We start from the raw sequence: 13,657 nt of genomic DNA, 5'->3' as shown, positions 1-13,657 counted from the left end.
AATGAAGAAGCTTCTTCTGGCTGTTGCTGTGTCTACTGTTGCCGCAGGTTCTGTGAATGCTGCGACTGTTTACGAGAAAGATGGTTTTACCTACAAACTGAACGGTGACTTCCAGATTCAGTTCCGTCAGGCCACTGGCTTTGATGAGCGTGCCGAGGTTGAGTACGACGATATGGAGCTGAAAAACTACGTAGCCTACGATCTGGGCAATGACCTGACTGCGTTTGGTCGTCTGGATGTGGGTTACAAAAAAGCGGCGGAAGGCAGTCAGGACGCCAGCAACCTGGAAGAGGCTTATGTCGGTCTGAAGTACGGCGTTGCCTCCTTCTCTTTCGGTAAGCAGGACTTCGCCGGTGACGAATTCGGTATTGAAGAAGCCTACGAAGTCGAGACCATTGATGAAGACCGGTTTGATGGCGTAGAAACAGCAGGTGACGATACGATTCGTGTCGACATCGAGCTGGAAAACGTCTATATCGCCGCTTCTCACGAAATGGATGCTGCGGATCAGGACGGTGAATACTACGATCTCTTCGTTGCTACTGAACTGGCAGGTCTGGAACTGGCAGCGGCTTACCAGCAGTCCCGAGCGGCTGGCGCGGCTGAATCTGCGGACACCTGGGGTGTGAGCGCTTCCTACGATTTCGGCTTCATGAACCTGGCCGCTGATTACAGCTCCACCGACGAAGACGACTTCGAAACCACCCAGTACAACCTGGCGGCTGTGTTTGCTGTTGCTGCCACCACCGACGTCGCACTCGGTATGGGCAACAAGGAAGAAGATGACGCGGACGACATTACCGAATGGTACGCCAACGTAACCTACAAGTTCCCGGCTGCCAAGAACGTCAGCGTGTTCGCCGAAATCGCCCAGAGCGACCTTGAAGATGCGTCTGGCGACGACGCCGACATGGGCTTCCTGGCCGGTATGCGCGTGAAGTTCTAAGCTCGCTCGTTACATGCGCCAGCCTGGTATCGAGCTACAGGTCAGTGCAGACGTGAAATCAAGGCCGGGCCTCAGCGCCCGGCCTTGGTGTATCTAAACCGCGACCTCCAGTGGCGGCACCTCCTGATGCAAGAACCACTTCTCCGTGACCACCTTGCGGGTAAACCAGTGTGAGCGCATCAAGGTGCTGGCGATGGGCTGTTTCAGCCAGTCCGGCACCTCAAAGCCGGGCTCCTGGTCCGTGGCCCGGGTTCCGAAGCGTTCGGCAATGCGTTCACCATAGCTTTGCAGCGAGAGCGCGGAATAATCCGTGGCGGCCTTGATAACATTGGCCGCCATCAGTGCCGATTCGATGGCGGGACGAATGCCCTCGCCACTCTGGGTATAGGCCAGGCCGGCCGCATCGCCAATCAGCAACACGCCGTCATCCACCAGTGGTCGGTTGGCATGGGCATACAGCAGATAGGCGTGACCTTTGAAGCGGCCTGGCAGGTCTGAAGGAATGCGGCCCGCCTGTTTCATTTCCTCGACAAAAGCTTCCAGATGATCAGATAACCGGTGGTTGTCCTCACGGCCCAGGCCGATGTTCAGATAGCTGCCTTTCCGGAAAACCCAGGCGTAGCCCTTGAGATCCCGGCAGAACCAGAGCTCTGGCGTGTCGCCGCGGGCTTCGCAGGCGCGGGCCTGCTCTGGCGTCATCTCGAACTCAACTTCTTTGGCGGCCACCACGGTTTCATGCTTGCCCGGGCCGTCGCCCAACAGCCGTGCCACCGGGCAGAAATGACCCCCGGCACCCACCAGCAGCGGCGCCTGCCATTGATCGTTGATCACCCAGTTGCCGTTGTTCCGGTTGATGGACTTTACCGCCGTTGCCAGTTGCTTTTCACACCCGGCACGGTCCAGCAGGTAGTCGTCGAATTCGCAGCGACGAATACCGTAGCTGACAATATCCCCGTGGTCGTTCTCCACCGCACTTTGCCCCATCATGCCGATCCGGAACCGGCGAATGGGTTGCAGTGTCCGGCCGACGGAATACTTCCCCGGATCAATGTCCAGGCTGGCCATCACTGCCGGCGTAACCCAGCCGGCGCAGGTCTTGTCCCGGGGGAAGGCTTGTTTGTCGATGATCAGTACCCGTTTGCCGGAGTCCTCCAGAGCCCGGGCCAGGGTTGAGCCGGCAGGGCCGGCCCCCACGATAATGATGTCGTAGTATTCCATCAGACCCCCTCTGGCGTGGCTGGAAACGTGTAGAGTTCCTGCCGGCTCTGGGGCAGCTGGTTATTGTCGCCGTGGGTGAACACCACCTGGAACAACTGCAAAGAACCGGCCCGGAACGCGGCGATGGAACCAGCCAGATACAGTCGCCAGGCCCGGGTGAAATGTTCGTCGTACATCTCGGTGACCTGGTCCTGGTTGGCGGTGAAATTGTCCATCCAGTGGGTCAGGGTCTGAGCGTAATGCAGCCGCAGGTTTTCCACATCCAGTACCGAGAAATCGCTGTGCTCGCAGATTTCCATGAACTCGCCAATGCTGGGCGGATAGGCGCCGGGGAAAATCCGCTTCTCGATCCAGGCGTTCATCAGCATGGGCCGGTTGCGGCCGATGCTGTGGAGCAAGGCAATACCATTCGGCTTCAGGGAGCGTTTGATCAGTTCCGACAGAGCGGGGTAATTATCCTTGCCCACGTGTTCGAGCATGCCAATAGAAACGAACGCGTCATACTGGCCCTCAATATTGCGGTAGTCGTCTTCGACATAGGTGACCAGGTTGTCCAGGCCTTGTCGCTCTGCTTCAGCCCGGGCGTAGGCCAGCTGTTCCCGTGAGATATTGTAGGAATGCACCTTCACCCCGTAATGACGGGCCATATATCGGGCCAGCCCGCCCCAGCCGCAGCCGGCTTCGACCACGGTCATGCCCGGTTTCAGCCGAAGTTTGCGGCAAACGTGTTCCAGTTTGGCCAGTTGCGCCTGTTCCAGGGTGTTGTCGGCCTGCTCGTAATAGGCGCAGGTGTACTGCATTTCGGTCTCATCCAGCCACAGTTGGTAAAACTCGTTGCCCAGGTCGTAGTGGTGGTGAATGTTCTCCTTGGACTCGGAGATGCCGGTAGCACGCGGGTTGTGGTTGCGCCACAGGGCGTCCAGCCAGCGTGGCCACTTCTGGCGGGCGGCATGGACGGCCCGGTACAGGCTCTCCATCAGATCTGGAAGATCGCCGTCGATTTCCAGTCGACCGGCGGCATACAGGTCACCAAAGGCCAGATTGGGGTTGGCCACCAGGGAGTAGAGAGCCTTGTGGTCGGTCAGGTGCAGGGTGAAGCGGGCGTCCTGAACTTCCGGTTCTATGACATCGCCGTTCCAGAGCCGGAAACGAATGGGGGGAGAGCCGGCCATACGCATCAGTTTATGGATCAGCCAGCGTTCATAACTGTGGGGTTCGCGATCGGATTGACCGCGCTCCAGGGGCAGGCTGAGGACGTGGGCCCGGTGTTCTTCCTTGTCCGGGAACTCCGGTTTATGAGCGGTACTCTGTGCCATGGAATGCTCTCTCCTCTGATTCGTTATGGTCCGTGCAATCCCGAAAACTGAACTGAGAGTCGCGGCTTTTTGACTCAGTATAGAAAATGATCAGGTTTTGTCAGGTCGGCGGACTGAAGACGGAGGGGCAGAGCGGGGGGATGGGCGGAGCCGGCATTGGCCGGCTCCGCCAGAGTTGCAGGGTTATTCGGGGGTCAGTAGGTGGCGCTCATGCCGAACCATTCCGGGAAGATGACGATCAGCGCCAGCACCAGAATCTGGATCAGAATGAACGGAATAATACCCTTGTAGATATCCGTGGTTCGGACTTCCGGTGGTGCCACCCCTTTGAGGTAGAACAGCGAAAACCCGAATGGTGGTGTCAGGAAGCTGGTTTGCAGGTTCATGGCAATCAGGATGGCGAACCAGAGCATGTTGATGCCCATGGCCTCGGCCACCGGTGCCAGAATCGGCACGATGATGAAGGAAATCTCCACGAAATCGATGAAGAAGCCCAGCACCAGAATGACCACCATGGCCAGGATAATGAAGCCCCATTGTTCGCCGGGCAGCATCATCAGCCACTCCTCCAGCAGATAATCGCCGCCGGTATAGCTGAACACCATGGAGAAGGCAGTCGCGCCGATCAGGATTGCGAACACCATGGCGGTCACGCTGACGGTGTCTTTGGCGGCATCCCAGACCATTTTGAACGAGAACTGGCGGTAGATGATCGCCAGAACCACGGCGCCAACACCGCCCAGTGCGGAGGATTCCGTGGGAGTGGCGATGCCGGTGAAGATGGAGCCCAGCACGATCACGATCAACGCCAGTGGCGGAATAATCGCGAGCAGGGCATCCCGGATTTCCTTGCCCCGGCTGACCGACTCATCCTGGGCCGGCATGGCCGGTGCGGTTTCCGGCTTGAAACGGGTCAGGATCAGAATGTAAACAATGTACAGGCCAATCAGTACCACGCCGGGCATGACCGCAGCCTTGAACAGATCGCCCACGGGCAGGCCAAGGACGTCACCCAGAATGATCAGGATGATCGACGGCGGCACAATCTGGCCCAGGGTGCCTGAGGCACAGATGGTGCCGGTGGCCAGGCGCTTGTCGTACTTGTGCGCGAGCATGACCGGAAGTGAAATCAGGCCCATGGCAACCACGCTGGCGCCAACAACGCCGGTGGAGGCAGCCAGCAGGGCACCGACCAGAATGGTGGAAATGGCAAGGCCGCCGGGCAACCCGCCAAACAGCCGACCCATGGAGGTCAGCAGTTGTTCAGCCAGCCTGGTGCGTTGCAGTACCACACCCATGAAGATGAACAGAGGCACTGCCATCAATACGGTGTTCTGCATCACGCTCATGATCCGGAAGGGCATGAAGGCAAAGAGATCCATGCCCTCGGCGTAGATACCGAAAAACAGTGCGACGCCGCCGAAGGTGAAGGCTACCGGGAAACCGAACATCAGCATGACCAGCGCCACGCCGAACATAATCATACCGATCATGCCAGACCTCCTGCGCTGTGCTCGCCTTCGTACTGCTTGTCACCGGCCATCACACGGATGGCGTAGGTGACCATGTTCAAACCGGCCGTTCCCATAAAGAAAGCGCTGACCGGAATCACGGATTTGATCACCCAGCGGTGCGGTAAGCCACCGGGGTCGCCGCTGCCTTCGCCCATCTGGTAGGCATCCATGGCGTAGCTGTAGCCATAGGTGGCAATCAGGTAGGCGAACGGAATAACAAAAAGAACGGCGCCAATCAGGTTAATCCAGGCTTTGCGCTTCTGGCTCCAGTTGGTATAGAAAACGTCCACACGTACATGACCATCAGTGCGCAGGGCATAGGGAATGCCAAGCAGGAAGACGACTGAATAAAGGTGCCATTCCATTTCCTGCATGGCGATGGACACATCGTTGAAAGCATAGCGTGCGACGACGTCATAGAAGACGTTGGCGGCCATCAGGATCATGGCCACACAGGCGATCCAGCCGCAAAGTTTGGAGAACCAGGCCAGGCCCTCGTCCAGTCGGATAATCCAGCGCATCGAACTTCTTCCTCCGCATCGCGGAATTTCTGAATGTTGGAAATGAAAAAGCCGGGATCACTTGGAAGAGCGATCCCGGCTCTGATTCGTCATAAACGAATAGTTTACTCGACTTCGGCCATGGTGTTGAGGTAAGCCCGCTCCGAAATGTCAGTGTAAGCGCGGCTCTGCTCCAGATAATTGTGCTGGGATTCAATGATCTTCGCAGCCATCTCACTTTCTGCCGCGGCCTCTTTCAACAGCTTCTCGTTGGCCTCGTACATGGCCTGGAAAATGTCATCCGGGAAACGCTTGATCTGCACGTTCGGATACTCTTCCTTGATGTTCGCCCAGGCTTCGGCGTTGGCGTGCTGAGAGTGAACCAGCATGTCATAGGAAGCGGTACGCATGGCTACCCGCATGATTTCCTGAAGGTCTGCCGGCAGGCGATCCCAGACGCGCTTGTTGATCAGGAACTGCAGCTCGGTTGCCGGTTCGTGCCAGCCGGTGTAGTAGTAGTCAGCAATCTGCTGGAAACCAAGACGCAGATCCAGCGCAGGGCCTACCCACTCAACGGCATCAATCGTATTGCGCTCCAGAGCGGTGTAGAGCTCGCCCGGGGCGATGTTAGTGGGGTTAACACCCACTTCTGCGAAGACTTCGCCGGCAAAGCCGGGAATACGCATTTTCAGACCCTTGAGGTCATCCAGGGATTTGATTTCCTTGCGGAACCAGCCGCCCATCTGTACGCCGGTGTTGCCGCCAGGGAACGACAGCATGTTGTGGGGCTCATACACTTCCTGCATCAGCTCCATACCGCCACCGTGGTAGAACCACGCATACTGTTCCATGGCATTCATGCCAAATGGCATGCTGGTGAAGAACAGGGTTTCCGGCACTTTGCCCTTCCAGTAATAGGAGGCGGAGTGGCCCATGTCGTACTGACCGGCCTTGACCATGTCGAATACGCCCAGCGGGGCTTTGTGCTTGTTGGCTGAGTCGATGCGGACGGTCAGTCGGCCATCAGACATCTTGTTAACGGTTTCGGCGAAGCGTTTGGTGGTGTCACCAAAAATGGGGAAGTTCGGGCCCCAGGTTTCTGCCAGTCGCAGGGTGAACTTGTCTTGGGCAAGCGCGTGGGTGGCGGCAAAGGTAGTTGCCACAGCCAGCACAGCCGCGGAAAGAACAGAACGGATCTTCATTGCTCTTCTAACCTCTTGTCATTGTTGTAGTAGAGCCCGGCCCCTCGTGGGGTCCGGAACTCAAGAGTGTAGTTCAGATTAGCAACTATGGCGGGTGGGCTGCAGCAAAAAATTGCCGGACTACGACATTGGTCTAACGTTAGATGTCGTTCATTCGACCTATCTGGCTGGCCAGGAGCATGGCCTCGTGCTCCTCCAGGGATTTCAGATCCTCCAGCAGGGATTTGGCCTCGGGAATCTCGGCTTTGCCGATGAGGGCGTCGTACAGGTCCATCACCTGGTCGTGGAAATCAAAGATCTCCCGGGCAATACCGTCAAAATCCAGATCGTTATAGCGGGTATCGCAGGTGCGGTTTTTCTCGATGGGTTTATGCACGCCATAATCGTACAGGCGGGTGGTCATGGCTTTCGGGTCGGCCTGTTTCTCGTACTCGGCAACAGCCTGTTCCAGCAGTGCCTCGTGGGAACTGATGTAATCGAGCAAGGCGCTGGCGCGTTCGTTCTGATTTTTCTGGGCGGATTCGTGCAGGCACCGGGCAAGGTGGGCGTGGAGCTGGCGTGTCCAGTCAATCAGGTCTGCGAAGGTCTTGATTTCCATGGCGTCTTACTCTTGTCAGGCAATGGGTTTCAGGTTTTTTGTTGTGTTCAGTCTAGTCAAGATTTTCCGCTTTTTTCGGTACCGGGGCGTTGATCAACGTCAGACCAGTATCCGGTACGGCACGTTTGCGCCACTGCCGGAACCAGCGCAGAGCGGGTTTTTCGATACCGTAATGCAGGGCTGCCGCCAGACCAATGGCGACGGCCAGGGCCATCATCACACCAAGTTGGCCGGGTAGACCGGATTTGTAAGCCAGATCAATCACGCCATAACCAATGTTCTGGTGCACCAGGTACAGGGTGTATGAAATGCTGCCCAGCCAGAGCATTCCCGGCCGTGCCAGAACGTTGAGATAGCCGGCTACGGCCAGCCCGAAAACGCCATAACAGCCGAGCACAAAGAGGTTGAACGGTGCCTTGTAAGCGAGCAGGCAGTGGCTGATGGTTAGTGTCAATAGCGCAAGATCCGCGACCGGCAAACGATTGTGGCGGTGCCAGCGGTAGATCAGCATGCCGCTGATGAACAGGGGCGCGTAGCGGGTAAACAACAGGTCCTTGATCAGGAACTCCAGCCCATCGGGAATGGCTTTCCACCAGATCACTGCCGCATAGCTGGCCAGAGTCCAGGTCCAGAGCATTGGCTGCATGCGCTGCCAGCTTCCCAGCCCGTAGAACAACAAGGCAATCCAGACGTAGAACGTGGCTTCAATCACCAGGCTCCAGTAGGCGCCATCGACATGGGGGTGGCCCAGGTATTCGTGCAGCAGGGTGATGTTCAGCAGCGCCGAGCCCGGGCTCACCATGCGGTCAGCTGGCCCCATCAGTTGAACGGCAATCCAGGTCAATACAATGCCGGCCCAGAGTGCCGGCAGCAGGCGGAAGGCCCGGGCCAGTCCGAACCAACTGGCGCTGCGTGTGCGCTCCAGGGTCATGAAGATGACAAAGCCGCTGAGGATGAAAAACAGGTGAACCCCGTAGCGCCCGAAACCGAGGATGTCCGGCGTGCTGAAACTGTGGCCGTAGAGTTTGTCGTAATAGGGGAGGTAGTGGAACAGCACTACACCCAGGGCCGCGATGCCTCGAAGCGCGTCCAGTGCGGGCAGTCGGTCTTGACCTTTGGGCATGAAAGCTGTGCTCCTGAAAACTCAACATTTTACCGGATCGTTTATTCTAGGCAGGTTGTGACAGTAGCGGCTAGGATCTAATCATACGGTATGCTTGCTGAGATCTGACGATCCCGTCATCAAGGCGGCTGGTCCGGTATAGTATTCGCTTGGATGGCAGACAGGGAGCGACAGGATTATGACAGTGGAACTGGGAATTATTGAAGGATTTTACGGGCCTCTGTGGACCTGGTCCGAACGGCGCCAACTGGTCAATGCCCTGCTTGCCCATGGTTACGGCTTCTATCTGTATGCCCCCAAGGCCGACCCTTACCTGCGTCGTCGCTGGCAGGAACCGCACCCTCCGGAGCAGGCTGAGGCACTGGCGGACTTTGCCAGATTCTGCCGGCGTGAAGGTGTGCGGTTTGGTATTGGGCTGAGCCCGTTCGAAATCTTCAATAACTTCGATGAGGCGGCCCGGGAGGCCCTGGCGAAGAAACTGAAAATGCTGGATCGCCTCGGTATCCATGAGCTGGCTATCCTGTTTGATGATATGCACCCGGACACTCCGGACCTGGCCCGCACCCAGGCTCAGATCGTGGACTGGGTAAAAGCCAATACCAGTGCCGGCAAACTTAGCGTATGCCCCACCTACTACTCCGATGACCCGGTGCTGGACCGGGTGTTCGGGCAGCGGCCGGCGGACTATCTGGAAACCCTGGGGGCGGAACTGGACCGTGAAGTGAGAATTTTCTGGACCGGGGAAGAGGTCTGTTCTCGTGAAGTCTCTCCGGGCCATCTCAAACGTGTCAGCAAGTTGCTGGGGCGCAAGCCACTGCTCTGGGATAATTACCCGGTGAATGATGGCGACCGCATGTCCCGGCATCTGCATCTGCGTGGTTTCACCGGCCGCCCTGCCGGCAATGCCGCCTACCTTGCCGGTCATGCCATCAATCCGGCTTTGCAGCCGGTACTGACCACCATCCCGGCGATCACGCTGGCGGAATGCTACCGCCAGGGGCCGGATTACCAGTATGGTCAGGCGTTTTTGCATGCAGCGCGGGAAGTGCTTGGGCTGGAGCTTGCGGGGCAGTTGCACAAGGATCTACTGACCCTGCAGGATACCGGGCTGGCACGAATCAGTGATGAGAAAAAGCAGGCATTGATGCACACCTACGACGCGTTTGATCACCCGGCGGCTCACGAGATCCTGCGCTGGCTGGCCGGAGACTATCAGGTGACCGACGAAATGGTGGCCACCCAGTAGGCACCTGTTTTCGGTTACTCCAGGTAGTAATCGAAGGTGGAGACCACCCGCACGGTTTTCACCGGCTGTTGTTGCTCCGACACGCCTGGTGCCTGATCCCTGGCCAGAATCTGGAACACACCCTGATTGGCCCGGCGCAGGCTGCCGAGTTTGGCCTCGGCATCCCGAGCGAACTGTTGGGCGGATTCACGGGCCGCTGCTGTGGCCTCGGCGATCATGGCCGGTTTGATATCGTTCAGGCCGTTGAACAGGTAAGTGGGGCCGCTCGGGCCGTAGTCCGAGGACAACACTACGCCGGAATCCACCAGCTCGCTGACGTTCTGGGCCGCCTGTCGGATGCGGTCGATATCGGTGCCGCGCACCATCAGGGTCTGGTTGATGATGTACTGTTGCTCGCTGTTATTGCCGGCGTATGGGTTGGCGCGAGTGTCGGTCACATCCAGGCGTTGGAGCTCAACCGCTGACTGGTCAATGGCCTGCAGTTTCAGGAATGCCATGATGGCTTCCCGGCTGCTTCGGGCTTTGTTCTGTGCTTCGTCCAGCGTGCTACCGGTGGCAACAAAGCGGATGGGCCAGAGCGCCAGGTCTGCCTGCACTTCCCGTTCGGCCATGCCCTTGACCGTTACGTAGCGATCGGCCGTGCGCAGCCCCATCAAGCCCTGGCTCAACAGGGAGGCGGCAACAATGGCGCACAGGCCGATAATCAGGGCAGAGACAACTTTCATGGCTTACTCCTTGCGGTTCGGAAAACGTCCTGATGTCTGCGCAGGTTAACGGGAACCGGGGCTGCTGGGAAGGCGCGCCTTACGCGCCACTTTGATCACTCGCAGCGGGTGCCTGAATGGCGGCTGAAGCGTTTCTGCATGGCGCTGCGCTGGCGTTCCGCATCCCGGTATTCCGGAGGCAGGGGCAGAATAAAGTAAAGGTAGTCACCCTTGTGACGGTTTGCTGCCACCGGCATCGCCTGTTCCGGGGGCGACCATTCAACCGGTGAGAGCACTGCAATGCTCAGTTCTGGTGCCCGTTGCTCAAGGACCGCAACGGTACCGAGCCGCTGTTCGCTGTGGAAGGTGCCTGTAGTGTGCAAAACCTGATGTCCGGGATGTTCATTCAGTGCAGTCAGTATCCGATCGGCCATGGTGTTGTCCCGCAACAGCTGGGCCTGATAGGTATTTAGCAGGCGCCCGGTCAGTTCTGTCTGTTCCGCACCGTGGCTGCCGGCAATGGCGTCGACGAATTTGTCACGGTAGTCCGGGGTATCCAGGAAGGCCTGTTCGGGCAGGGCGGCGCGTTGCGCTTCTGGAAGACGTTGCAGATAGTCCATCCCCTCACGGCCGACACAGCGCACGATATCTGCCGGGGCGTTGGCCGCGACAACCGGCAACTGGTGTTCGCGGGCAAATTCCACCAGGGGCCGGTAGGAGCCTTTGTAGTTCTCCCAGGCGCTCGCGTCTTCGATCATTTCCGTTTCGCCGGTTTGTCCGGCCAGGTAGGCATCCAGGGCATCCTGGTGGTTCAGGTTGAATTGCTCCATGGTCAGGATCTGCCAGGGGTTGTGCCGGTACAGCGCCTGTTGAAGGCGGGCCTGTAACAGGTGCGAGGCATGGTGGCCGTGGTATTCCCCCGTCACCACCACATCGGTGTCTGCCAATTGCCGGGCCAGCTCTGCGACCGTGAGGATATCGCCGGTGTCGGCGTCGACGATCACGGCATCGTATTGGCTGACGGGCGCGGGCCGGTTCTCTGTGCGCATGACTGTGCATCCTGTGAAGGCGGCAACGGTTACAAGCGTCAGGACAAGGCGGGTGGCGTAAGCTTTCATATCCGATTGTACGTTGCCGGAGTCAGTCGGTTTTCTGGCTGCTGTTCTCGCGCCAGTCTGGCCCGAGCCGCTCTTCCACATATTCACGAATGAACTGACGCACCTTCTGGGAGGGAGTCACGTCCTCCTGTTTGCAAAGGGCCTCGAAAACTTTCTTCTTTTCAGGGTCAATCAACAGGGTCAGCCGGGCAGTTCGGTTTTCCATGGTGTTTCTGGTTCTCAACAGGTTCAGCGAAGATAGTTACAGACTGGCATGTTAATCATATTAACATTGAGTGTACAGACGATGAGCATATAATGTAACCAAATGCCTGGCCTGAGAGAGTCTGTTCATGCCCCATCGCGCCCATCTCTTTTCTCTTCGTACCGCTCACGCCGTTCGCGAGGCCTGCGTCGATGAACCCTACAACAGCGGGCGCTTTTTCAAAGACCTGATGGCTGGCGCCACGGTTGGCATCATTGCCATTCCGCTGGCGATGGCGCTGGCGATTGCCTCCGGGGTTGCGCCGCAATATGGCCTGTATACCGCTATCATAGCCGGTTTTCTGATTGCCCTGTTTGGCGGCAGCCGCTACAGCATTTCCGGACCAACGGCCGCTTTTGTCGTGATTCTCTATCCCATTGCCCAGAGCTATGGCCTGGGTGGCTTGCTGCTGGCTACGCTGATGTCCGGTGTGTTGCTGGTCATCATGGCGGTGATGCGTCTGGGTCGCTTCATTGAGTATATCCCCGAATCCGTCACCCTTGGCTTCACCGGTGGTATTGCCGTGGTGATTGCCACCTTGCAGGTGAAGGACTTCTTCGGGCTCTCCATAGACACTATGCCAGAGCATTACTGGGACAAGCTGGTGGTCCTGGGTCAGCAACTGCCGGCGCTGGATGGGCTGAGTACGCTGGTGGCAGTGGTTACCCTGGCGGTGATGCTGCTCTGGCCAAGGCTGAAAACCCCGGTGCCTCCTCATCTGCCGGCGGTGATTGTCGGCAGTCTGCTGGCGTTGTGGCTCAATGCCGGTGGTGCGGCTATTGAGACCGTCGGCTCACGCTTCAGTTACCTGCTTCCTGACGGCAGCACCGGCGCTGGCATACCTCCGTTTTTACCGGAATTCGCCTGGCCCTGGCAGCAGGCCGGGGCGGATGGACAATCCCTTGGCCTGTCCTGGGACCTGTTCCGGGAGCTGATTCCGGCCGCCTTCGCCATCGCCATGCTGGGGGCCATCGAATCCCTCCTCTGTGCGGTGGTGCTGGATGGCATGACCGGTAAACGCCACAGTGCCAACAGTGAGCTGATGGGGCAGGGCATTGGCAATATTGTGGTGCCGTTCTTTGGTGGTATCACGGCCACCGCCGCTATTGCCCGGTCTGCCGCCAATTACCGGGCCGGCGCTGAATCGCCGGTGGCTGCGATGATTCATGCGCTGGTGGTGCTGCTGGCGCTGGTCTCCCTGGCCGGCATCCTTGCCTATCTGCCCATGCCGGCCATGGCCGCGTTGCTGGTGATGGTGGCCTGGAACATGAGTGAGGCGCCGAAAGCCGTGCACCTGCTGAGAACCGCGCCCCGCAGCGACATCCTGGTTTTCCTGACCTGCTTCGGCCTGACCGTGGCCCTGGATATGGTGATTGCCATCACCACCGGGGTGTTGCTGGCCGCGGTGCTGTTCATGCGGGAAATGGCACAAATGACCAAGGTGACAGACATTACCGGCAACAAACGAGTGCAGCAGGTTGGAGTGCCGGAGGGTTGGCAGGTGTTCAAGATCAATGGTCCGCTTTTTTTCGCGGCCGCTGACCGCATCTTCGGCGAGCTGGCAGACTTGTCCCAGCAGGCTAAGGGCCTGGTGTTGTACATGGACGGAGTGACCATCCTCGACGCTGGCGGCCTGGCGGCGCTGAACAAACTGATCGCCAGTTGCCGGAAAACCGGTACCCGCCTTGTATTTGCTGACTTGCAGTTCCAGCCATTGAGAACCCTGGCCCGGGCCGGCGTAAAACCGGAGCCCGGCGTGAGCTATTTCTACCCGACTCTGGAGGCGGCGCTGGCTGAGTTGTCAGAGATGGACTGGCAGACCTAAAAAAAACAGGCAGTTGGCATAACACGCCAGTGATCAACACAAGAACGCCTGAAGGCCGCATCGTGTCAGGGCTCACCTTCCGGGACTGTTTGAACTATCCTAG

13 protein-coding genes are annotated in these 13,657 nt (G+C 58.3%); 3 read left to right on the top strand and 10 right to left on the bottom strand.

From position 1 onward, the window contains the following. Position 1: 1 nt before the first annotated feature. Positions 2 to 946: a porin gene (locus tag MARHY_RS16085; protein WP_014422759.1), complete on the top strand. Its 945-nt coding sequence runs from the start codon at positions 2 to 4 to the stop codon at positions 944 to 946. Positions 947 to 1,039: 93 nt separating this feature from the next. On the opposite strand, the gene MARHY_RS16080 is transcribed toward MARHY_RS16085, so the two are convergent. From MARHY_RS16080 to MARHY_RS16050, 7 genes are all read right to left on the bottom strand, one after another. After that, entirely contained in the window at positions 1,040 to 2,164 is a 1,125-nt protein-coding gene (locus MARHY_RS16080; protein ID WP_014422758.1) for an NAD(P)/FAD-dependent oxidoreductase, read from the bottom strand. Then, entirely contained in the window at positions 2,164 to 3,480 is a 1,317-nt protein-coding gene (locus MARHY_RS16075) for an SAM-dependent methyltransferase (protein ID WP_014422757.1), read from the bottom strand. Before MARHY_RS16075 ends, MARHY_RS16080 begins: the two co-directional genes overlap by 1 nt. A gap of 194 nt (positions 3,481 to 3,674) precedes the next feature. Next, positions 3,675 to 4,973, bottom strand: a complete 1,299-nt coding sequence (locus MARHY_RS16070; protein WP_011786891.1) for a TRAP transporter large permease — start codon at positions 4,971 to 4,973, stop codon at positions 3,675 to 3,677. Further along, the gene (locus MARHY_RS16065; protein ID WP_014422756.1) at positions 4,970 to 5,515 is read right to left on the bottom strand and encodes a TRAP transporter small permease subunit; all 546 of its coding nucleotides are present in this window, start codon (positions 5,513 to 5,515) and stop codon (positions 4,970 to 4,972) included. The genes MARHY_RS16070 and MARHY_RS16065 overlap by 4 nt, the downstream gene beginning before the upstream one ends. Positions 5,516 to 5,619: 104 nt before the next feature. Next, positions 5,620 to 6,696, bottom strand: a complete 1,077-nt coding sequence (locus MARHY_RS16060; RefSeq protein WP_014422755.1) for a TRAP transporter substrate-binding protein — start codon at positions 6,694 to 6,696, stop codon at positions 5,620 to 5,622. A gap of 139 nt (positions 6,697 to 6,835) precedes the next feature. Continuing rightward, positions 6,836 to 7,294 carry a hypothetical protein gene (locus tag MARHY_RS16055; protein ID WP_014422754.1) on the bottom strand — a complete coding sequence of 153 codons (459 nt, stop codon included), beginning with the start codon at positions 7,292 to 7,294 and terminating at the stop codon, positions 6,836 to 6,838. A 52-nt stretch (positions 7,295 to 7,346) separates the two neighbouring features. Continuing rightward, complete coding sequence (locus MARHY_RS16050) at positions 7,347 to 8,417, bottom strand: acyltransferase family protein (protein ID WP_014422753.1); 1,071 nt, start codon at positions 8,415 to 8,417, stop codon at positions 7,347 to 7,349. A 178-nt stretch (positions 8,418 to 8,595) separates the two neighbouring features. On the opposite strand from MARHY_RS16050, the gene MARHY_RS16045 reads away from it, so the two are divergent. Further along, positions 8,596 to 9,663, top strand: coding sequence for a beta-N-acetylglucosaminidase domain-containing protein (locus MARHY_RS16045; RefSeq protein WP_014422752.1), 1,068 nt, complete (start codon positions 8,596 to 8,598; stop codon positions 9,661 to 9,663). A gap of 14 nt (positions 9,664 to 9,677) precedes the next feature. Here MARHY_RS16045 and MARHY_RS16040 read toward each other — a convergent pair whose 3' ends face one another. The 3 genes from MARHY_RS16040 to MARHY_RS16030 form a co-directional block, all read right to left on the bottom strand. Further along, positions 9,678 to 10,388, bottom strand: a complete 711-nt coding sequence (locus tag MARHY_RS16040) for an SIMPL domain-containing protein (protein WP_014422751.1) — start codon at positions 10,386 to 10,388, stop codon at positions 9,678 to 9,680. Positions 10,389 to 10,483: 95 nt separating this feature from the next. Further along, positions 10,484 to 11,416 (bottom strand): ChaN family lipoprotein, encoded by a 933-nt coding sequence (locus MARHY_RS16035; RefSeq protein WP_014422750.1) that lies wholly within the window; start codon positions 11,414 to 11,416, stop codon positions 10,484 to 10,486. A 91-nt stretch (positions 11,417 to 11,507) separates the two neighbouring features. Next, the gene (locus tag MARHY_RS16030) at positions 11,508 to 11,690 is read right to left on the bottom strand and encodes a ribbon-helix-helix protein (RefSeq protein WP_014422749.1); all 183 of its coding nucleotides are present in this window, start codon (positions 11,688 to 11,690) and stop codon (positions 11,508 to 11,510) included. Between the two features lie 127 nt (positions 11,691 to 11,817). Here MARHY_RS16030 and dauA point away from each other — a divergent pair, with 127 nt between their 5' ends. Then, complete coding sequence (dauA, locus tag MARHY_RS16025; RefSeq protein ID WP_014422748.1) at positions 11,818 to 13,554, top strand: C4-dicarboxylic acid transporter DauA; 1,737 nt, start codon at positions 11,818 to 11,820, stop codon at positions 13,552 to 13,554. The last annotated feature ends 103 nt before the right edge of the window (positions 13,555 to 13,657 follow it).

This window comes from Marinobacter nauticus ATCC 49840, assembly GCF_000284615.1.
GTDB classification, from domain to species: Bacteria; Pseudomonadota; Gammaproteobacteria; order Pseudomonadales; family Oleiphilaceae; genus Marinobacter; species Marinobacter nauticus.
This window is presented reverse-complemented; position numbering and strand designations above follow the sequence as displayed.